The 19316-nt window shown below is 59.7% G+C and carries 18 protein-coding genes and 2 pseudogenes; 12 read left to right on the top strand and 8 right to left on the bottom strand.

Features of this window, described 5'->3' with window-relative positions; genetic code table 11:
* Positions 1 to 7 precede the first annotated feature (7 nt).
* Positions 8 to 270 (top strand): annotated as a pseudogene (locus tag FJ949_RS24015) (hypothetical protein).
* Between the two features lie 20 nt (positions 271 to 290).
* Here the strand turns inward: FJ949_RS24015 and FJ949_RS24010 are convergent.
* Both FJ949_RS24010 and FJ949_RS24005 read right to left on the bottom strand, forming a co-directional pair.
* The gene (locus FJ949_RS24010; RefSeq protein ID WP_140499771.1) at positions 291 to 884 is read right to left on the bottom strand and encodes an SOS response-associated peptidase; all 594 of its coding nucleotides are present in this window, start codon (positions 882 to 884) and stop codon (positions 291 to 293) included.
* Between the two features lie 70 nt (positions 885 to 954).
* A complete protein-coding gene (locus FJ949_RS24005; RefSeq protein WP_140499769.1) occupies positions 955 to 1092 on the bottom strand; it encodes a hypothetical protein in 138 nt (45 codons plus the stop codon).
* A 514-nt stretch (positions 1093 to 1606) separates the two neighbouring features.
* On the opposite strand from FJ949_RS24005, the gene FJ949_RS24000 reads away from it, so the two are divergent.
* From FJ949_RS24000 to FJ949_RS23950, 11 genes are all read left to right on the top strand, one after another.
* Complete coding sequence (locus tag FJ949_RS24000) at positions 1607 to 2308, top strand: response regulator transcription factor (RefSeq protein ID WP_140499768.1); 702 nt, start codon at positions 1607 to 1609, stop codon at positions 2306 to 2308.
* 225 nt (positions 2309 to 2533) lie between these two features.
* Positions 2534 to 3415 (top strand): GHMP kinase, encoded by an 882-nt coding sequence (locus FJ949_RS23995; protein WP_140499766.1) that lies wholly within the window; start codon positions 2534 to 2536, stop codon positions 3413 to 3415.
* Between the two features lie 24 nt (positions 3416 to 3439).
* Positions 3440 to 4504, top strand: a complete 1065-nt coding sequence (locus FJ949_RS23990) for a pyridoxal-phosphate dependent enzyme (protein ID WP_140499764.1) — start codon at positions 3440 to 3442, stop codon at positions 4502 to 4504.
* A gap of 249 nt (positions 4505 to 4753) precedes the next feature.
* Positions 4754 to 5920, top strand: a complete 1167-nt coding sequence (locus FJ949_RS23985; protein ID WP_181171897.1) for an MFS transporter — start codon at positions 4754 to 4756, stop codon at positions 5918 to 5920.
* Positions 5917 to 6483, top strand: a complete 567-nt coding sequence (locus tag FJ949_RS23980; protein ID WP_181171896.1) for a GNAT family N-acetyltransferase — start codon at positions 5917 to 5919, stop codon at positions 6481 to 6483. The genes FJ949_RS23985 and FJ949_RS23980 overlap by 4 nt, the downstream gene beginning before the upstream one ends.
* Before the next feature lie 74 nt (positions 6484 to 6557).
* Positions 6558 to 7904: an MmgE/PrpD family protein gene (locus FJ949_RS23975; protein ID WP_140499760.1), complete on the top strand. Its 1347-nt coding sequence runs from the start codon at positions 6558 to 6560 to the stop codon at positions 7902 to 7904.
* A 443-nt stretch (positions 7905 to 8347) separates the two neighbouring features.
* A complete protein-coding gene (locus FJ949_RS23970; RefSeq protein WP_140499758.1) occupies positions 8348 to 8782 on the top strand; it encodes a peptidylprolyl isomerase in 435 nt (144 codons plus the stop codon).
* 552 nt (positions 8783 to 9334) lie between these two features.
* Positions 9335 to 9562 (top strand): hypothetical protein, encoded by a 228-nt coding sequence (locus FJ949_RS23965; RefSeq protein ID WP_140499756.1) that lies wholly within the window; start codon positions 9335 to 9337, stop codon positions 9560 to 9562.
* Positions 9563 to 9625: 63 nt separating this feature from the next.
* A complete protein-coding gene (locus tag FJ949_RS23960) occupies positions 9626 to 9817 on the top strand; it encodes a hypothetical protein (RefSeq protein WP_140499755.1) in 192 nt (63 codons plus the stop codon).
* A 468-nt stretch (positions 9818 to 10285) separates the two neighbouring features.
* A complete protein-coding gene (locus FJ949_RS23955; RefSeq protein ID WP_140499753.1) occupies positions 10286 to 11029 on the top strand; it encodes a DUF4142 domain-containing protein in 744 nt (247 codons plus the stop codon).
* Positions 11030 to 11051: 22 nt separating this feature from the next.
* Complete coding sequence (locus FJ949_RS23950) at positions 11052 to 11648, top strand: general stress protein (RefSeq protein ID WP_140499751.1); 597 nt, start codon at positions 11052 to 11054, stop codon at positions 11646 to 11648.
* A 273-nt stretch (positions 11649 to 11921) separates the two neighbouring features.
* Here the strand turns inward: FJ949_RS23950 and FJ949_RS23945 are convergent.
* The 6 genes and pseudogenes from FJ949_RS23945 to FJ949_RS23915 form a co-directional block, all read right to left on the bottom strand.
* Positions 11922 to 13372 (bottom strand): annotated as a pseudogene (locus FJ949_RS23945) (trehalose-6-phosphate synthase).
* Between the two features lie 1392 nt (positions 13373 to 14764).
* Positions 14765 to 15169 carry a low affinity iron permease family protein gene (locus tag FJ949_RS23935; protein ID WP_140499750.1) on the bottom strand — a complete coding sequence of 135 codons (405 nt, stop codon included), beginning with the start codon at positions 15167 to 15169 and terminating at the stop codon, positions 14765 to 14767.
* A 220-nt stretch (positions 15170 to 15389) separates the two neighbouring features.
* Positions 15390 to 15920, bottom strand: a complete 531-nt coding sequence (locus tag FJ949_RS23930) for an MgtC/SapB family protein (protein ID WP_140499748.1) — start codon at positions 15918 to 15920, stop codon at positions 15390 to 15392.
* A 255-nt stretch (positions 15921 to 16175) separates the two neighbouring features.
* Positions 16176 to 16490 (bottom strand): hypothetical protein, encoded by a 315-nt coding sequence (locus tag FJ949_RS23925; RefSeq protein ID WP_140499746.1) that lies wholly within the window; start codon positions 16488 to 16490, stop codon positions 16176 to 16178.
* A gap of 575 nt (positions 16491 to 17065) precedes the next feature.
* Positions 17066 to 18295, bottom strand: a complete 1230-nt coding sequence (locus FJ949_RS23920; protein ID WP_140499744.1) for a pyridoxal-phosphate dependent enzyme — start codon at positions 18293 to 18295, stop codon at positions 17066 to 17068.
* Positions 18288 to 19313, bottom strand: a complete 1026-nt coding sequence (locus FJ949_RS23915; RefSeq protein WP_140499743.1) for a succinylglutamate desuccinylase/aspartoacylase family protein — start codon at positions 19311 to 19313, stop codon at positions 18288 to 18290. The genes FJ949_RS23920 and FJ949_RS23915 overlap by 8 nt, the downstream gene beginning before the upstream one ends.
* Between the last annotated feature and the right edge of the window lie 3 nt (positions 19314 to 19316).

Below are 19316 nucleotides of genomic sequence, written 5' to 3'. Positions count from 1 at the left end.
AGAGATGATGTCCGACCATGTCCTGCCTGGCCAGAAGAAGCCAAAGCTGATCGTCGTCATTGCCTTTGATCGCGGCAACGAGGGCGATCTGTTTGCCGCCTACGGCCCGGCGGATCAGCAAAGCGAGGAAAGGGCAGTTCGCATAACCAAGGCGCTGGCTACCAGCATGTCGGCGTCATCGCATGGAGCCGCGATGCCGATCCAGCGCTTGGGGACTACGGCCCGCCTACAACGCTTTTCGTCAGCGGTGACGTACCCGACATGGAATGATCGTCAGGATCGGCCTCGTGTTACGCGCTTTGCGGGCGCACCGTTTCCACTCTAAGCGACCCCGCCGGAAGCGGCCGCAAGAGTTCAGATTCGGGCTTCGTCAGGTTGATCCAGGCAGCCCAATTCTGCGGCTGAAGAACAACGACCTGCCGGTTATGAAATGGTGCGACATCGGGCCCGGGATCAGTCGTCAGCATGGTGAAGGTAGGCGGCTTGTTGCCGGCGGCCTCACGCCAAAGCCCTGCGATGGCCATAAATGGAGAGCCGTTGAGCGTAAAGCGATGTTTCGCCTTCGGATATTTCGCACCAGTGAACTCGAAGAACCCGGAGGCCGGAATGAGGCATCGATTGCTGTTTGCGAATTGCCTCCCTTCGGAGCGAAAGTTGAACACCGGTCCCCCCTTTGGGCCCGCCGGCGGAAATCCGAACGTCATCGATGCCAATTCAATCGCATCGCCGGCGCCGCGCATTATTGGCGCCGGGTCATTAATGCGGATGTCATCCGCCTGCGGCAAATCGAGTTCGGTTTGGTGCGCCGGGATTTTGAGCGCCAGCGACGCCATCATCCGACAGTATTCAGCCCACAGGACATGCTGTTCATAATCGTTGCACATGGAAGGCTCCGGGCGACCTTCTTAGAGTAAGCCTATCTGGCTCTCGATGAAAAGGCGGCTGCCGCTCAACTCAGCGGGCCCCATTTAGCCAGAATATCCCCTTCGTCGCGGCCTCAATGAATAGCCTGCGGGCGTGATGGGCCTCTTTCAGCCCTTCGAGAACACGCGGTAAGGCTTTCCGGGCCGCAACATCTTTCGAACTGGTCATCGCCGGCCATCGGGCTCCCCCTGGGAGTAGATTAATGATCAGGCGATAGGTTCCGGTTCGCCGGCGAGATCCGTTGCGGCGGGATGCCGATGACAGATACCACGGCCTACCTCGACCATCGTGCAGTGTGCGGACCGCCTTGGCGGGGACAGTCAGTCCCGCGTCCAGGCTTTCAGCCGTCGCTATGCTGACGCTCCTTAGGCTGTCCCGTTCACCACCGCGGCCGAGGCGGAATTCCTCCATCCCACGCGCGAGGCTTGTCCGCCGTTGCGGACGCGCGCGGGATTTCGGTTTATACGCCCTTTGTCTTTTTTGGCGGCGGCCGCCGCTGGACTCGAATTTGCCGTAGAGGGAAGCACGGACCGGCCGCCGGCATGTTTGCTGCGACGCCAAGCTCGTTTTTGGGCTTTGTTGTTTTGGGTGGCTTGTTCTGGCATGCTGGCCTTTGGGAATGCGGGATTCGAATATAGCCAGCCCGTCTTGATGGCAGCTGAAAGATCCTAACGCTGCGCATATGAAGCCATTGATAGTGATCTGCTCGAAGGACGCGGAATTTTATCTGCTCCTCAGCCACATTCTCGAGGTCGACGGCTTCGCCAGTACGCTGGCCGGTTCCATCGATGAAGTGCTGGAGCTTGCAGCGGACATGCCGGTTCGGGCCGTGGTGCTGGATTGTCGACCGGACAATCAGCTGGGGGCCAAAAGTGCCGGGCTCAAGCAGGATGCTCGCACAGGCGCCCTCCCCTGTGTCGCTCTGGTGTCGCCCGGCGCGGAAGCTCAGCACATTCAGCTGCTGAGGTCTGGCATTGACGAATGCTTTGTCCGGCCGTTTGCCCCGGCCAAGCTGCTCGAATACCTGCGGGCCAGGCTGGCGGTGGGCCAAGCATCGGAACAGGGATCCCGGCGTGGCAGGTCGCTGGCATATAGCGATATCGAGATGCAGCTCGATACCCATCGCGTGCGCTGCGCCGGCAAGGAGATATCGCTCGGGCCAATCGAGTTCAAGTTGCTGCGCCACATGCTGGAAAATCCGGAAAAGGTGCTCAGCCGCGATGAGCTGATCGCCGTGGCCTGGACAAATAGCGCCAGTGTAAGCACGCGCGTGGTCGATGTTCACATAAGCCAGTTGCGAAAGTTACTCAGGCGGTCATCACGAAGCGTTGCCATTCGCACTGTAAGGCTCGCCGGATACGCGCTCGAAGACCAGTCGGCCTGATCATTCCCGCAGCACATATCGAGGAACGCCGGCAGCCGCCCCTGCCCGCCTGGTCGGGCTCTACATTTGTGACCAATATGTAAGAGGAAATAAATGCGCGTCATGTACTCGCAACGTTTTGGAATACAAAAGATTATCAACTTGGTTGTTGCTGTAGACGATCCGGCCTGCGAAAATATTCACCGAGTAACTTAAGTGGTTGCTAAAGTATAGGGAGGAATGCCCATGTCTGAGGGCTCGGGATACGCTGAAGCCATTGGCCATCACGGGGAACTGGTTCAAGGCGTTTTCGAGGATGAGGGCGCACGGTTGCGACGCGCGCTGGTCTCGCTGCCCTGTCGTCATCTGAGGTCCAAAGCCAGGTTCAGCGCAAACGATAGCGATCACGTGACTGTCTGGCCAGCCTCGCGGGAGAAGGCTCGACGCGCGGCCGAGTTGACCATCAATGCATTCGGCCGGCCCGGCAGCGGCGGCCATCTCTCGATGGATAGCAACATCCCCATTGGCCGTGGCATGGGCTCCTCCACCGCCGACGTTCTGGCAAGCATCCTGGCGGTATTGAATTGGTTGGAGATCGATGCGGCGTCGGATGAGGTCATGCAGCTCGCGGTCAGCGCGGAAACGGCCTGTGACTCCACTTTGTTCAGGCAGCAAGCGGTGCTGTTTGCGCACCGGGACGGCATCGTGATGGAGGCATTCCGCAAGCCGCTGCCGCCGATCGACTTCATCAGCATCGATACCACCCCCCTGCTCACGGTCGATACGCTTGAATTCGAGCCGGCGCGTTACGATCACCTGGAGATCGAGACCTTTCGGCCGCTTCGAAGCCTGTTGCGAACAGCCATCAAGAATGCGGACGCCCGCATGCTGGGCAGGGTTGCGACGGCGAGCGCGCGGATCAACGAGCGGTTTCTTGCCAAACCACGGCTGAGAGAGATCGAAACCGTCGGTGACCGCTTCGGCGCCATTGGCGTTCAGGTCGCTCACAGCGGCACGGTCGTCGGACTGATGTTCGACGCTAGAGACCAGAATGCATCCGTAAACATCGATCGCGCGGCAGGCGCTCTGCGTCAGTCCAATTTCGAGCCGACGATCTTTCGCCATTGAACGCCTGGCACGCAGGAGTAACCCATGTCGACCCGTGCGCTGATGCGAAAGCTGGAAGATTTCGAGGGCCCGCGCCTTGTGGCGCTCGGCGGAGCTCTTTTCGGCGCCAGCTTCTTCCTGATGAAGCTGCTGCCAGCCCGGTTCATGCTCGAGCGGGCTGTGGAACGCGATCAATTGAAGCCTGAAGCCACGATCTGCGAATCCTCGTCGGGAACGTTTGGCCTCGCGCTTGCCATGCTGGCGGTTCAGCAGGGATACCGGCTGATCCTCGTCAGCGACTGGGCGCTCGATCGCCATCTTCATCGACGTCTGATCGAGCTCGGCGCCGATGTTACGATTGTCGATAGTCCGGCTGCCTCGGGCGGCCTTCAGCAGGCCCGGCTCGACCGACTGCACATTCATTTGCGCGACATTGCCGGTAGCTACTGGCCCTCGCAGTACGACAATCCCGACAATCCGATCTCTTACGCCAAGGTCGCCGAACAGTTCATAGATAGGCTCGGAAAGGTCGACTGCCTGGTTGGTCCTGTCGGATCGGGTGGCTCCGTGAGCGGCATATCCTGCTACCTGCGGACGTTGTTCGCCGACCTCTACGCGATCGGTGTCGACACACCGAACAGCGTCTTGTTCGGCCAGCCGAGCGGCAAACTCAACCTGAGCGGCCTTGGAGGCAACATTCTCCCGCGAAATGTCGATCACCGCCAGTTCGACGAGGTGCACTGGGTTACGCCGGCGGAGGCCTTTCATGCCACCCACGATCTTCATCGAAAGCATGGTCTTTTCATGGGGCCGACCAGTGGAGCTGCCTATCGGGTTGCTCGATGGTGGGCTGAGGCCAATCCCGGAAAGACGGTCGTGGCGCTGTTCCCCGACGAGGGACACAGATACGTCGAAACCGTCTACGACCACGAGTGGCTAAAGGCGGTCGCCGGATGGAGCAAACGACCGGCCGAAGGCCCAACAACAGTCAGCTCGCCCAGGTCGAGAATGGCTAGGTGGTCGCGGCTGCCCTGGGAGCGCAGAACGCTCCATGAGGTGTTGGCGCATGCTGGCGATGGGGATGATGCCGGACTGGCAGCTAAGTCGTAATCGGGCCGAGAGGCTTCCGCTCACGGCGGCCGGTCGGTCGGACAAACGAAAGCGCGAGGCCACGGCGTTGGTGCGCCGAGGATCGAGACCCAAGACGGGCAAATGCAGCGAGAAAACCCGGTGCTCGGCCCCAGCTTCCGCAACCAGCCCGCATAGCGGGCGAAGCAACGGTCATACTGTTTTGAAGGTTGGTGGCCAATGTTTCGGTATCCAGCGTTGGTGCACCAGCCGGTTAGCCCGATCTACGCGATGCTGTTCACGATGCAATGCGCGCGCAGCATGTACATCGTCCTGGTTTCCTGGTTTGCGCTGCAGATCAGTGGTGACATCGCTTCGGTCGGCAAGGTCCTGATCTGCTGGCAACTGCTGGCCTTCACCGTTGGTCCCTTCATCGGGCCACTGATAGATCGCTCCCGCCGGCGGACGATGTTTGCTACGGGAGAGATGATCCATGGCGCCGGTATCGGGCTTTTGGCGTTGATCGTCTGGTCGTGTTCTCCCGAACGCACGCCGATCTGTATCCTTTACGCCACGGCATGTTTTGTCTCGATCGGATCGCTATTTTCCTATCCGAGCAGCCAAGCGTTGCTGCAGCTGGCGGGCGCGCATTTTGTGACGCGGACCGTCTCGCTGGGCATTTTCTTCAGCCAGGTCGGAAATATCGTCGGCGCCGCGGCAGGCGGCCTCTGCCTGTCCTTATCGGGCTTGGCCAGCAGTCTCGTCGTCTGCGCGGCCTTTTCCTTCATGGCCGCTGCGCTCGCTGGTCTTCTCATAGAGGAAGATCACGCCTCCCCGGTGCAGCATAGTCCGCACATGCAGGACCTGATGGGGGGTCTTTTCGAGACTGTGAGAAACCCCCACCTCAGGGTTGCGGGGTGTGCGCTGTTGCTGGCCTATGCATCGGCGCATGCATCCAATGCTCTGCTGGCCGGCTTCGCACGTTACGAGCTCAAGCTGTCGCCCGGCCCCTACGGCTGGCTCGCTGCGACGTATTCGGGTGGGGGCTTGGTCGGAAGCATTACCTTGATGTGGCTCTCCGGTCTTGCGCAGGAAAGGATCCTTGTTGCCGTGGGAACTATCCTTCTCGCCGCGGCCACTGCTGCTTTGTCCACCTCTCAAACCACGGCGCAGGCCGTGTTCTGGCAAGGCCTGATAGGCCTGTCTTTCATGATGGTTCGGGCCGGGAGCGATGTGACGATTCTGAAGACCGTTTCAACTCGAATGGTCGGCCGTGTCAGAAGCAACATCGAGGCCGCCATCGGAGTGGTCGCTATCGGCGTCTACCTTCTTCCAACGCTCGCCTCGGGTGTTCCTGCCCGGCACATCTTCCTCGGTCTTGCCTGCGTGTTTGCTTGCGGCAGCGGTGCGATCTTATGGATGCAGCGGAGCGCGGCAATGCGAAGGATCGATCGATGAGGTCGCGATCGGGATCCGGCAAGGCGTCATGTCGGCAGCCGTTAGCGTTTCCAGACGCGGTCCGTCCAGATCCGATCAAGCTGCGACCAGTAACGGTCTTGGAGCGTGCCGCTATCAAGAAACTAATGCTCGATCCAGGACAGGAGCAGTTCGCCGGCTCGGTGGATGCGGTTTTCGACGGTCTGGAAGCCAGCCGGTATCCTGACCAGGAACATGCCTTCGCGATTATCATCTCCAAAAAGACGGTAGGGTTCTTCATCTTGCGAGAGAAACAGGCTCTGCCAGAGTGGGCGCCGCGCGGCGCTGTGACACTGCACAGCTTCCGGATTTCTTCCGCGTGCCAAGGAAAAGGATTTGGTAGGGCGGGAGTGGTTCTGGCCATCTCCTGGGTACGGCGGAACCGGCCCGAGGTCAAGGAACTGATGCTTGCAGTCAACGCACGCAACCTGCCCGCCAAGTCGCTCTATCTCAAGGCGGGGTTCGTCGACACCGGATCGATCTTTCGCGGTGCCATCGGTGACCAGCACATCTTGACGTTCCACCGTCTGCAAAGCGACGGCTGAAAAGAAATTTCACGGCCAGCCTTTCCATGCCAGAAAGCAAGGTATACTAGGTATATTTTTCTTTGGAGAGATCGATGCAGTTAATTGCCGAACAGCTGGCCGGCTTCGTCAGCAATGTGCGCTACGAGCACCTTTCAGACGAGGTCGTCGAAAAGAGCCAACGGGCCATCCTCGACACCCTCGCCGCGCTGATTGGCGGGGTGCCGACCGACAATGCCAGGCTCTCACGCATCGCCGCGAAGGCTTGTTTCGGGTCCGGCGGCGCACACGCTTGGTTCGCCGAAGGAGGGTTACATTATCTTGGCGCCCTGTTTGCCAATTGCGCTGCAGCGAGCTCGCTTGATGTCGATGACGGCCATTGTCTTGCGGCAGGTCATCCGGGGGCTGGCATCATTCCAGCCGTCCTGATGGAAGCGGCAAAGCTTGGCAGTGACGGTCATGAGGTGCTTGCAGCGACGGCCATTGGATATGACGTCGCCTTGCGCATTGCGGCTGCGCGACGCTTTTCCGACACAATGAGCTTTGCCAGTGGTCAGTGGACCGGGTTTGGAGTGGCGGCCGCCATTGGATGGCTGCGCAAGATGCACACGGATCAGCTTGCCCATGCACTCGCGATAGCGGGTGCCGAGGCACCGCAAAATCTGCCGCAAGGCGATTGCCAGGCAAGCTCCGTCAAGGGCAGCAGTCCCTGGTCGACGGTTGCCGCGCTGTTCGCGGTCGAGCGCGCCAGCTGTGGGATGAGCGGCTCGATCGACATGCTAGACCGCGCTCATGCCTACAATGTCGGTGCAATCACCGCTGATTTGGGTAGCCGCTGGCTGATCAGCGAGACCTATCTCAAGCCCTATGCGTCTTGCCGCTATACACACCCCGTAATCGATGCCGTGCTCGCGCTGGTCGCAGGCCGCGGCACAGATGAACCGATAGGCCGCATTGCGGTCGACATCTTTCCCGAAGCACGCAAACTCCCTAACGAATACGCGCCAAAATCGCTCGAGGGGGGACAGTTCTCGGTTCCCTTTGCTGCTGCACTCGCAGCGTTGCGCGGCGCGGAGGCGTTTCGGCCGCTTCGCCCCCACTCCCTTTCAGATCCGCAGGTGGTGGAACTCGCTCAAAGAGTGGAGGTTCGCTACCCTGACGAATTTGCCGGCATATTCCCGCAAGGCACGCCGGCGCGAGTTACAATGGTTGTCGGTGGATACGAGCGAACCGCGGATGTGCCGCGTCCACTCGGCGACGCCAACAATCCGATGGACCAATCCGCCGTCGAGGAGAAGCTCCACGACCTCGGATGGGACATCCTTTCGCAAGCCGAACTCGACAAACTCATCCAATCGGTGGCCTTGCTCAAGATGGGGGAAATCGCACCGTTGCTCGCATGTCTTACGGCCAAGCCAGTTGCAATCAGTGCCGCTTCTTGACCCGACGACGTGGATAGCGGCCAAGCCGGGTAAGGATGCCGGGGATGGGATTCACTTGACCGCCGGGAATGCAAACCGCAGGAAAAAGATGGGAAGTTGGCTAAGTCATCTTCCGACGAGCAGGTCGCGCGACATCGCCAACCCGCTACTCGGATGCTGCATTTTGGCCAGAAGCCGACTTTAGGCTGTTGAAGGCAATCTGCACAAACTAGCCATGCCGTGTCCGGCCTCAAGTCGGCCGCCAGGTCGCGCAAATCAATGTCGCCGAATAGGCGGCGGTGAACGCCAACGGGTGTCACATAGCTCAATCGGTGTTGTGGGTTTACATCGGCAGGCAAGCCCCTAGTTTTAGAGTTTCGCGCCGTGCATCTTAGTGCGCGGATGATCGAAAACGGGACCGTGAACGCTAGCCGGTCCGTTAAAAACCCCAAAGGATGACTGTCATGACGCAGGCCAAGAATGGCGACACCGTGCGCATCAACTATACTGGACGTCTAGCCGACGGCACTCAATTCGATGCTTCCGGTGGTGAGCCGCTGCAATTCACGCTAGGTGAAGGGCAAGTGATCCCCGGCCTTGAAACCCATGTCGAGGGTATGGAGGTGGGCGAGAAAAATACCGTCACCGTCCCCGCCGACGCCGCCTATGGTCCCCACCGTCCCGAAGCGGTCTTGAGCATCGAGCGCGTCCGTGTGCCGGATAACATCAACATCAATATCGGTACTCAGTTACAGGCCAGAACCCGCGAGGGGCGCCCTATGCAGGTAACGGTCGTTGGCGTGGACGACGCAAGAGTCAAACTCGACGGCAATCACCCGTTGGCCGGAAAGGATCTGATCTTCGACGTCGAACTGGTCGAGATTGTTCAGGCCGCCTAGGTACCCGTGCCTGCGAAGGCCACGACGCTATGATTTCTGGTGACGGATCTCCGCCGAACCTTCTGCGGCGCGTGGCCTGCCGCTTTGAGCCGCGAAGAGTCGTGCCCCCGATCCTTCGCTCAGAAATTCTATCAAATAATGCGGTCTTCTGCGCGCTTTAAGGCAGCGCGCCGTCGGCAGGCAGGTAGTGGGTTGCACAAGAAACGTCTCGTCTGCGGCCGGATCACGGCTCCGCTGCTGGGAGCGGTCACTACCCTCCAGAATACGATTCTTCAGCGCAAACCCGATCAAAGAGCTGCTTTAGAGCGTCAGGTCGCCTGGGTAGGCAATACTGTGTTCGGTCTTGGTGTTGGCCATGAGTCCTGCCGGTGGGGCGGAAGCGCGATGATCGCTCACAGCCGGCGATTCCCAAATGCAGTGTCGCCGATGCTGCACCATACGGCTGTCCGACGTCGGAGTCGATTTGATCTAACTTATATTAGATTTAGCTAATGGTTTCATTTCTCCCCCGCTGTCCCCATAGTGCCCGAGAGGGAGCTTGGGAGGTACCCAGTGGATCGCCTGTCGAAGTCCACCGAAGCGATCATTCAGAAAGCCATCGAGGAATCCCTTGAAGGCGACATTGTCTCCCTAAAAAAGACCGTCGGGCTGATCCGAGCAAAGCGTCCTGACCTTAAGGAGGAGCTAGACGAGATGGAGACGGATAACGAGCTATGTGAACAGGTAGTTCAGTTGGCCTCAGCGATTGGAAAGGTCGTCCTCTTCGACCTTCACGAGTAAGGAACCACATGAGCGTCCGGAAAGTTCGGCAGTTTCGTGCAAGCCGACCAAGGGACCTCTCGCATGGCACCGCAAAGATACGACCTCAAGATGGACCTGGACAAAACCTGGACCGTGTTTGACGTGTTCACCGGGTTGCCGGCCGACGCCTGGGGCGTACCGGCTGTCGGTCTCGACAAGGATTACGCCGACGATCTGGTAGCCCTCCTGAACAGCCTCGACGGGAAGCGTAGGGTCGCCCAAGGGGACGTCTGATGGCAACCCCAATGGTTCACCCCTTCGCTCGCCGTCAGTGCTGAGCAGTTCTGGATGGCGCCGGTATCACGATCATGGCGGGTGTGCGCGAGGCGCTGAAGGTGCTCGCCAATCAGAGCCTGGTAATCTTTGCGCCTAACCACGGCGACTGGGTCGCCCAGATTGGCACTTGCCGGCGAGCTCACCTGTGTCCGGGCCACCCGCACGAATCCAGGTACCCAGGCGATGCACGACGAGATCGTTGAATAGTACCGCTCCGGCGGCACCCTCGGCTATCTACGGCTCATCCATGAAGCTTTTTCGAGATCGCTGGCGACCGCCCTGAGCCACGCTCGACCAATTGTCCCGGACGACGGTGACCAAGGTCGGCGCCCCAACTGCACAACGGCGCGTAGATGGCAGCGTCCGGAACAAAGCCTCCGCCTGGACATTAGGGAGCATCGTCCTCTCTAATCAAGGAACCCATTCATGAAGAACAGTCTCCGCTGGGCATCGTTATCGGTCGCCACAGCAATGGTGTTTGCGCTGCCTGCGCTGGCCGCAGAAACGGCCCAAGATTTCGTAACCAAGGCAGCGATCGGCGGCATGTTCGAGGTGCAGTCGAGCAAGGTCGCCCAGGACAAGCTCCAGGATCAGAGCCTCAAGGATTTCGCTCAAAAAATGATCTCCGATCATGGGGCCGCCAATGCCAAACTCGAGAGTATTGCCGGTGAGCAAAAGTTGCAGGTCCCATCGGACCTGGATTCCCCGCACAAGGCCGATGTCGACAAGCTTCAGTCGGCTGCGGCGCCCGTCGATGCATCCTATGCGAAGATGCAGAAGGCGGCCCATGCCGACGCTGTGAGCCTGTTCGAAGGATATGCAAAGGACGGCGACAACGCCGCTCTGAAATCGTTCGCAGCCGACACGTTGCCGACGCTCAAGATGCATCAGGAAATGATCGAAAAGGTCGCAGCTTCGGCGTCAGCTTCCGACAGCACCACCCCAGCCGTCACCAACACGGATGCCACTGATCCAGCGGCGCCGGTGCCGGGCGCCAACAGCTTCACCGAGGACCAGGCCAAGAGCGCCATTGAGAAGGCGGGTTACGCCGACGTCTCCGCACTGACGAAGGACGACAAGGGCATCTGGCGTGGTACCGCGAGCAAGGACGGCAAATCGACGCCTATCGCGCTTGACTACCAAGGCAACGTTGTTGCCGGCGCCAACTGATCAGAAACCAAGGACCATTCAAATGAAAACGATAACAGGACTCTTCGACAATTATGACGACGCCAGCGATGCCGTGGGGGAACTTGAGGCCACGGGTGTGCCCCGCTCGGACATCAGCATCGTAGCCAACAACGCGACAGGCTGGCACGAGGCTGAAGCTTCCGAAGCTGGGGAAGATGCCGCGACAGGAGCAGGCGTGGGCGCCGTAGTTGGCGGTGCCGGCGGACTGCTCACCGGGTTGGGCTTGATGGCTATCCCCGGGGTCGGGCCCGTGGTTGCCGCCGGATGGTTGGCTGCCACCGCTGTCGGCGCCGTGGGTGGTGCCGTCGTCGGGGGTGCTGCGGGCGGTATCATCGGCGCAATGACGGAAGCCGGCGTGCCGGAAAACGATGCTCACGTCTACGCGGAAGGCATTCGCCGCGGTGGAACGCTGGTCACTGCCAAGGTCGAGGACAATCTCGTTCCGAACGCGGAACAGATCCTCAGCCAATACAATGCGGTCGATATCGCCGGTCGGCGCAAGGAATACGAAGCCGGCGGCTGGACCGGATTCAATCCGGCGGCTGATGCCTATACGGGGGCTGATCTGGAGCGCGCCAGTGGAAGACGCGACCGCTGAGCTTAGCCGGGGGCGGCGAACAGCCGCCCTCGATTTCAGCCTGAGCGACGATCACGCAGCGCAGCGGAAGCCAGCTATCCGTCCCATCAAAATCAGATCGAGATGCTCTCCGCGGGGAAGGCAACGTTCGTCTCTACTGCCGACATCGGGCGGTCGCCGCTAGACAGCTTAGGCCGCAATACGACTCTGGCCGGTTGCGGGTGGGACCCGCAGGGACCGGTTCGGGAACAGTTGTGGCGCCGCGGGCGCTTCAGGCGGCAAATGCCTGGGACGCTAGTCCTCGTCCGCGAGCGTGGCGAGAAATGACCGCCGCCATTTTGCTGCGTCATTGCGTCTGATGCGCTTGAGCAATGCACCGTGCCTTGCAATCCTCTCGTCAAGTGGCATGGCGAGCGCGCTTGCGATCGCGTCAGCAACCTCGTCGATCACATACGGGTTCACGATCAAGGATTCCGCAAGCTCCTCAGCCGCGCCCGCGAAACGCGACAATACAAGCACTCCGGGATTGGCTTGGTCCTGAGCAGCAATGTATTCTTTTGCCCCAGGTTCATTCCATCACGCAAAGGCGTGACCAACCCGACCTGACTAGCGCGCAATAGGCCAGCTAGCCGTGAGCGTGGGACGGCTCGATGGATGTAGCGGATCGGTGTCCAAGCCAAATCCGCGTATCTTCCGTTCACCGAGCCAGAGGTTGCTTCGAGCTGTGCCCGTATGTCAGCATACGCGCTCACCTCCTCGCGTGTAGGCGAAGCAATCTGCAAATAGGTTACCGCCCGTTCGTGTTCGGGGTGCCTTTCCAGAAGCCGGGCGAAGGCCTGCATGCGGCCGGGCAGACCTTTGGAGTAGTCCAGCCTGTCCACACCGATGATTTGCTTAAGGCCCAAAATCTGGCGGCGCATGGAATCAATCTGGACATCCTCCGCCGCCTCGTTAGCCATGCGTGCGAAGGAATCAACGTCGATGCCAATCGGAAAGCACCGTGACAAGACTGTCCGGCCATTGGCCTCAGCCGCGCCATTGATATCAAAGGTGGTGGGACTGGTCGCCTGCACCGATCGCCGAAAATTCATCACGTCCGTCTCGGTCTGGAAACCCAGCACGTCATACTCAAGCAGATCATCGATGAGTTCTTCGTGATCGGGTGCGGCGGCAAAAAGGTCAGGCGGCGGGAAGGGTATGTGAAGGAAAAAGCCGATCCGATTCCGGAATCCCAGCCGCCGCAACTCGGCCGCCAAGGGGATAAGATGGTAGTCGTGGACCCAAACCAGGTCGTCGTTCCCCAAGTGCAGTGCTGCGAGCGCCTTCGCGAAGCGTGCATTGATCTGCCTATAGGCGTGTAGATACTCTCCCCGGTGATTCACCAGGTCGAGCCGGTAGTGGAAAAGTGGCCATAGCGTACTGTTGGCATAGCCGTTGTAGTACAGCGAATACTCCTCGCGCGGCAGGGTGAGCGCAGCCGTCTCGATCCTCCCCACGCGTTCGAGTTGGATCAGAGGTTCGTCACTCGCGGCAGAGTCCTGATACTGGGCGCTTGCTCCTAGCCATAGACCTCCACGATCAGCCAACGCGTCCGCGACACCTACTGCCAGCCCGCCGGCTTGCGACAGGTCGCGAATGTTCCCGAGCCGGTTCGAAACGACAACCAGGTGCCGCGGGACGGCATCAATGGCAGATTGCTTGGCCTCACCCAATATGGCGTCGCCCTCAATTGAATCGCCAACCATTTGAGTGGCCTCGTTGGGGGGCTTATGTGATCGCTGCAACGAGCAAATCCTAGGTCGAAGATCGCTTTGGGCAACGGTCTGCGCATGCGATTGTTCCGCGCAATTCCAAGACTTTCGTGGCGCGCCAGACCGTTCAGGTCAGGTCTGCCATCACAGTTGCGCCGACTTAGGAACCATTTCCGGACAGGCAGCTTTGGAGTCCCGGGTATTGGGATAGCTGCCTCGCGCGGTGATCAACACGACCGGCGCCGATCCTCCTGGTCTGAGTGCGCTAGCCTACTGCGCCGACCTCGTGAGACTCCTCTGGACACAACGCGCGAGTTGGGAGAAGGCTTTCGCATGGATCGGCTTATCACCGTCGAGTACACGCGCCTCGCGGCGCCAGACCTTGGCCGTGGAGATGGCCAATCGCGGAAGCCGTTCGGCCTGGAGGGATTTCCTCGTCGCACTGGAGGCGCGGTCGCAGGGGCGTCGAGTCGGCTCTCCAACCACCATGCCAGCCTGATTCGCCGCAATCGGTGATCCCGGACGCCGCCGGGCAGCGCTGCTATGTGCGGTTCCTCAGGAATCGCTCGATCACCTGCCGCGCAAGCCTGACGACCATTGCCTGCCGGAACTCAGATGGCCCCACGACCGGCGCGATGTCGCTGAGGCTGGGCCGATCTTGCCGCATGGCTTTGGCAAATGGTCGGCCCCCTATCCGCGACTGACGAGCTGGGTCGAAGAGACCATCGAATGCACGCTGATCTTTCTTTTGCCTCCCGCTCCAGCACCAGATGCACCTTTGAGTCCACCAAAATGCTGGAACGCCAATGAGGAAATCCGGCCGCGCATCCATGCCGTGCGCATCTTTCTCAAACGCCGAACGCTCCCTGCGCCGGTCAGGGCGCTGGCGGTCGAAACCAACAAAACTGGATGGGGGCCAACCGCTGCATTTAGATGATGGGCGAGAGCACAAGAAGCGGCCAGTTGTGGAACATTCCCGCGCTAAAGAGCTTCGGCCTTGCACTGTTCCCATTCAGTGTATGTGTTCCCCAGACTCGCCCGCTTCCGAAAGGTGGCGGGGCCTTTGGTCATGTAAGCGGAACCTGACATTCGGCGATTGGTTTCGATGATGGCAGCGTTCCCTCACGCTGCTGGCCGAGGTTCTCAAACCTTGGTCGGGCCCGCATCGCCCCGCCAGTGGTGCGGGCCCACAAAGCGCCAGCACTGGAACCAAGCCCGCCGGCTCCGGCCAGCGTTTTTTTTGTTCGGGGGCAAAACGAAACCGCCTCGGGCAAGTTAGGACACCTCGCTCGATTGCTCGGGAATGTGGCCGGCATTCCCGAATTGCATGCACTGGATCTGATCATCGGCCCAGGCTGGAATTCGTTGCTGCGCGAAGCCGATTTCTCAAAGACCGGCCTTGACTCCTGTGTCGGCGTTAGTTCGACCCAGATTAGCTTCTTTTCTGTCTTTGGCTCGCGCGCAGAGCGATCGATATTGCTCGACCTCTGCCTCGGTCAGGTGCTCGATGCCTATAAAATCGTTCTTGGCCGCACCCGAGCGGATCAGTTCATCGAGCTTCGCCTGGAGCGCGGCGCCGTCCCGGTTTTGAGTATTCTGGATTAAAAACACCATCAGGAACGTGATGATGGTCGTGCCTGTATTGATTATGAGCTGCCACGTCTCGGAGTAGTCGAATATGGGACCGGTTGCCGCCCAAATGACAACTGATGCGACACAAAGCGCGAAAGCCCAAGGACGGCCTGTCGCATGCGCGACGGCACCTGCCAGATGGTTGAAGATCTTTTCCATGCTAAGTTCCCGAGGTGAGGCGACCCGCCGTAATAACAAGCCGCGCTAAACGATCCATCACTTGGCAGTGATTGGGGCAAGTCGTCAGATTTGCGTTGACAGTCAACCACAAGCATACGCTTCTCATCACGTCGGCACCTCGGGGCCACTACAGCAGCAGGGGCGTGTCACGCCAAACTGAAGAAGCTCTGTGACAAGGAACATGATCCCAATCCGCAGCCTATTGCCACTTTGACCCATCTTCTTCCGATTTTGGAGTTCTTTGGCCGTTGTTTTCGCGAATCCCGGATTTGGCCGCAAGACTATAAAGAAGGCCTGCCACGACAAGCACCAAAAACGTGCCGAGCGCCGCGACCTGCCACAGCCCGAGCCCGCATGCCACGCCAATAGCACCAGCCAGCCACATTCCTGCGCCGGTCGTCAGCCCGTGAACCTCGCCTTTCGAAAACAAAATGGACCCGGCAGCAAGGAAGGCGACGCCAGCGGTAACCGCTTCGACAACTCGGATCGGATCGACCTTGACGGATTCTTGCACAAACAGCGGAGCATGTACGATTTCAATCGTCAGAATGCCGAAAGTAGCCGCTGCCACGCAGATCAGGATGTGGGTGCGAAGCCCAGCAGGCCGATTTCGCCATTCGCGTTCGAAACCAATCACAGCGCCGAAGATCGAGGCCAACAGAAGCCTCGCCGCGATAACCGGAAATGGGACGTATGTCGGATGGCCGAATTCTTCGAAAAGTTCTTGCATGGGTAACCCAGGCTGATGGGCCACAACGTGCTCGGGCGGGCCAGGTTCCGAACGGCGGAGGTGCGGGCAATCATGCGGGCCGGATCGGCAAGGGGACTTCTCCTGTCATCTGCCGAAGATCCTTTCCCGGCCGACCTTCTTCGTCGAAGGCGGCAGCCTTCCCGGGCCGTCAATCAGTCTGTTCGGGCGTTTCAGCAAGCAGCCTCAAGGAAGCGGCTGCTTTCCATGACGTTGCATTCAGTATGCCAAACACGCTCAATGCATTGTCAGCCCACCGATTTGGTAACGGCAAAGAAAGATTGCGATCCCCCGGCATGTTTCCAAGTCCGGCGCCGCTCGCATGATGGATTCGTAGGTGTGTTCTCCAAGAACACCAAAGACCGGGATCAGAAGAAAATCCTGGGAGCGGTCGAGTCCATCGGCCGTGACGACGAATCTGAAGCCGGTGAATTCAGAATTCAGTCCATCCTCGATCTTCGTCAACAACAACGAATCATCAAATCTTGTGCCAATCGGCGGAACGACAATGAAGTCTAGGCAAGGCCCATCTTTGGTCGGCAAGAATTCCATAGATGCCCCCTGTGCCGGTAACGAGGTCCAGCCCGTCAGAATAGGCATAGGCCGGCCGACGGAGCAAATTCTACTCGATCTTTGTCCACAGAGTTGTGGTGTTGGCTAATTAAACACTAACAGAATCACCTCGATGCCAGGCTTCGCGGTTGCGCAGGATCGGGCCACCATGGCGAACCGATCTAGCCCCTATCCGTATTTTGGCTACGCTGACGGTATTGTATTGGCGGCGCTCGCGACCTAAACGAGGCAGTAGAGTCGCGAGTAGTTGCTGACCGCTGAGCTTGGTTATTGTTGACTTTCGGCCGGTATCGCAGGGCCGGCATGAACAGATCCGGGTTAGAATTATATAACTTTGATTTAAGAATCGAGCACACCTGTCCCATCCGGCTGGGGCGTCCTCAGATTTTCTAAAATGTAAACTGCCGCTCGAATGAACTGGTTCCCGACTATTCGTTTTGATCCAACAAACCCATGTTGGACACAGAGGACGGCGACCCTTCGTTTCAATTGTAGGAATGTGCGTCAACATTCTTGCGATCACCTTACCCGCGGTGTGCGCCTGCTCTAGCCGATCAGATGAAAGTACACGAACTGCTTGGGGGCGGAGCAACCGGCACTGCCTCAAATGGAGCGAGTTCCTCGGGTGCGGCGATAGGGGACGAGAAGGTCTGGAAATCGGAAAAGCCGCTCGACGTGCCGACAAGCACGACTGCGGCGTCCGATGAAATCACACCTTGGGGAACGAGTTTCTTCAGGCCAGTCAAAGCCGCGGCGCTCGAGAGTTCAAGATAAAACCCGCAACGCGCCAACCGCTTCTGATCGTCGCGCGCGGCCATATCGTCAACTGCCACTGCCGATCCCTTGCAAGAGGCGATCGCATCCAATGCCTGGTAGGTCACGGTCGAACCACCGATGGAAGTCAAGGCCGAGCTGCCTGCAAAATTGCCGCGATAGTCCTCCCCGGCAAGCACTCTCGAAATCCGGCCGAACGGCTCAACGGCATGGATTCGGGGCCGTTCTTCGACAAGCCCGGCGGCCTGCAGGTCGCAATATCCGCGTGCAACACCCCACAGCAGGTCCGCTCTCGATGTCGGAACGAGGATATCGCTGCATGCGCTGGCGCCCAGCTCGAGAAAGATCTCAAAGGCGAGCGACCTGTAGCCATCCACTCCGAAAGGATTGCTGCCGACGGGCGGAACAGCAAAATTGGTGGCCGGGTACCACTCCCCGGCTCTGACCCGATCTGCGACCACCTGCCAGCGACCCTGCGCGGTTTCGCTGGCGAGCAACGTCGCCCCGTGCATCTCGATCGCGTGGCGCCAGTTCGGGCTGATGTCGGGCGTCGTCACGACCACGCAATCGAGCCCGACATGAGCCGCGTAAGCAGCCAGCGACACACCGGCATTGCCGCTTGAGGCCGCGGCTACCGTCGACGCACCGATCTCCAGCGCACGTTGGACGACGAACCTGCTCATGCGGTCCTTGTGTGATCCAGTCGGGTTGGCGCCCTCATTCTTGAGGAAAAGCGCGCGAACGCCGATCTCTTTCGCGAGTCCCTCCAGTCGCACAAGCGGTGTGTTGCCCTCCCCGAGCGTTGGGTAGTTGCTGTAGACCTGCCAGTCATCGATGCGCTTCAGGGATTTGGGCAGTCCCTGATATTCGATCGCCAAGCTCGCCGGCAGATTTTGGCTCAGACAAATCGGGCAGCCTTCGAAGTGATCCGCGATCGGAAAGACAATCCGACAACGAATGCAGCGCAGACCAATCACACGCGGATTGAGGCTCGGAATTGGGCTAAGCATGCAAGGAGCCGCCGTCGATATCGGCCATGACCTTGAACAGGCAGTCACCGCGGTTCGTGAGCGATGGCACCCTACGGCACGCCACGAGACCGGACGATTCAAAGAACAGCGTTTCAGGTTCGCGGGTCGGTAGATCCGGAAAGTGGATGCGACCTGCGATCTGGCCCGTCACAACTTCATCGCCTATGTTCGCGGCCGGCTCGAAAACGCCTCGATCGCGCGCATAGACAAATGCGCTGTGACCGCTGACCGTCATGAGGCGCGTGGGGGAAGCGGGCTCGACGGCGACATCGCGCAGAATCCCCTGGTCTTTCAACACGCGCCTTAGTCCCGCCTCGGCAAGCGACAGCCCCCACCTGGACAAGGTTGCGCCCCCGCCAAGTTCGGTGGTCAGCGCCAGCGCGCCACGTTCCTGCGCGGCCGCTGCAAGTGTTGTAAGGCCGCCGCCGCCGGTTCCATCGCTTACGAAGCTGATTGGTGCTCCAAATAGCCGCAAAAGCCTGAGCAGTGATGTATGCTCGTCGGAGGTCCGTCCTGGACGCACCAGGGCGCTCGCCACATAGTTGAGCGAACGGCCGCCCGAGTGGAGATCGACGACGACATCGGCCATCGGGATCAAGACCTTGCAGACATAGTGGGCGATCATCTCGGTCGGGGTTCCGTTCGCATCGCCTGGAAACAGGCGATTGAGATTGCCTTGGTCAAGTGGCGATACGCGGCGTCCCGCCGTGACCGCCGGAAAGTTGAGCGCCGGAAGGATGAGGAGCCGGCCCGAAACCTGGTCGACGTCGATCTCTCGAGCCAGATTGGAAAGGGCGATCTGGCCCTCGTATTCGTCGCCATGGTTGCCGGCGACCAACAACGCCGTCGGCCCGGACCCATTTTTGATGCACACCAGCGGGATCGGTATCCAGCCATAGGCGGACAGGTCGGACGAATGGGGCAATCTCAGACAGTCCGACTGCTTTCCCTCAGCCTCATAGTCGATCGGTGTCCAGATCCGTGTTTCGCCAGTCATGGT

This window comes from Mesorhizobium sp. B2-4-1 (assembly GCF_006442185.1).
Taxonomy (GTDB): Bacteria; Pseudomonadota; Alphaproteobacteria; order Rhizobiales; family Rhizobiaceae; genus Mesorhizobium.
This window is presented reverse-complemented; position numbering and strand designations above follow the sequence as displayed.

What these genes read in the sequence shown, in the direction of transcription:
- FJ949_RS24010 (WP_140499771.1), bottom strand. Translation starts at nt 884, where the DNA reads ATGTGCAACGATTATGAACAGCATGTCCTGTGGGCTGAATACTGTCGG.
- FJ949_RS24005 (WP_140499769.1), bottom strand. Translation starts at nt 1,092, where the DNA reads ATGACCAGTTCGAAAGATGTTGCGGCCCGGAAAGCCTTACCGCGTGTT.
- FJ949_RS24000 (WP_140499768.1), top strand. Translation starts at nt 1,607, where the DNA reads ATGAAGCCATTGATAGTGATCTGCTCGAAGGACGCGGAATTTTATCTG.
- FJ949_RS23995 (WP_140499766.1), top strand. Translation starts at nt 2,534, where the DNA reads ATGTCTGAGGGCTCGGGATACGCTGAAGCCATTGGCCATCACGGGGAA.
- FJ949_RS23990 (WP_140499764.1), top strand. Translation starts at nt 3,440, where the DNA reads ATGTCGACCCGTGCGCTGATGCGAAAGCTGGAAGATTTCGAGGGCCCG.
- FJ949_RS23985 (WP_181171897.1), top strand. Translation starts at nt 4,754, where the DNA reads ATGCTGTTCACGATGCAATGCGCGCGCAGCATGTACATCGTCCTGGTT.
- FJ949_RS23980 (WP_181171896.1), top strand. Translation starts at nt 5,917, where the DNA reads ATGAGGTCGCGATCGGGATCCGGCAAGGCGTCATGTCGGCAGCCGTTA.
- FJ949_RS23975 (WP_140499760.1), top strand. Translation starts at nt 6,558, where the DNA reads ATGCAGTTAATTGCCGAACAGCTGGCCGGCTTCGTCAGCAATGTGCGC.
- FJ949_RS23970 (WP_140499758.1), top strand. Translation starts at nt 8,348, where the DNA reads ATGACGCAGGCCAAGAATGGCGACACCGTGCGCATCAACTATACTGGA.
- FJ949_RS23960 (WP_140499755.1), top strand. Translation starts at nt 9,626, where the DNA reads ATGGCACCGCAAAGATACGACCTCAAGATGGACCTGGACAAAACCTGG.
- FJ949_RS23955 (WP_140499753.1), top strand. Translation starts at nt 10,286, where the DNA reads ATGAAGAACAGTCTCCGCTGGGCATCGTTATCGGTCGCCACAGCAATG.
- FJ949_RS23950 (WP_140499751.1), top strand. Translation starts at nt 11,052, where the DNA reads ATGAAAACGATAACAGGACTCTTCGACAATTATGACGACGCCAGCGAT.
- FJ949_RS23935 (WP_140499750.1), bottom strand. Translation starts at nt 15,169, where the DNA reads ATGGAAAAGATCTTCAACCATCTGGCAGGTGCCGTCGCGCATGCGACA.
- FJ949_RS23930 (WP_140499748.1), bottom strand. Translation starts at nt 15,920, where the DNA reads ATGCAAGAACTTTTCGAAGAATTCGGCCATCCGACATACGTCCCATTT.
- FJ949_RS23925 (WP_140499746.1), bottom strand. Translation starts at nt 16,490, where the DNA reads ATGGAATTCTTGCCGACCAAAGATGGGCCTTGCCTAGACTTCATTGTC.
- FJ949_RS23920 (WP_140499744.1), bottom strand. Translation starts at nt 18,295, where the DNA reads ATGCTTAGCCCAATTCCGAGCCTCAATCCGCGTGTGATTGGTCTGCGC.
- FJ949_RS23915 (WP_140499743.1), bottom strand. Translation starts at nt 19,313, where the DNA reads ATGACTGGCGAAACACGGATCTGGACACCGATCGACTATGAGGCTGAG.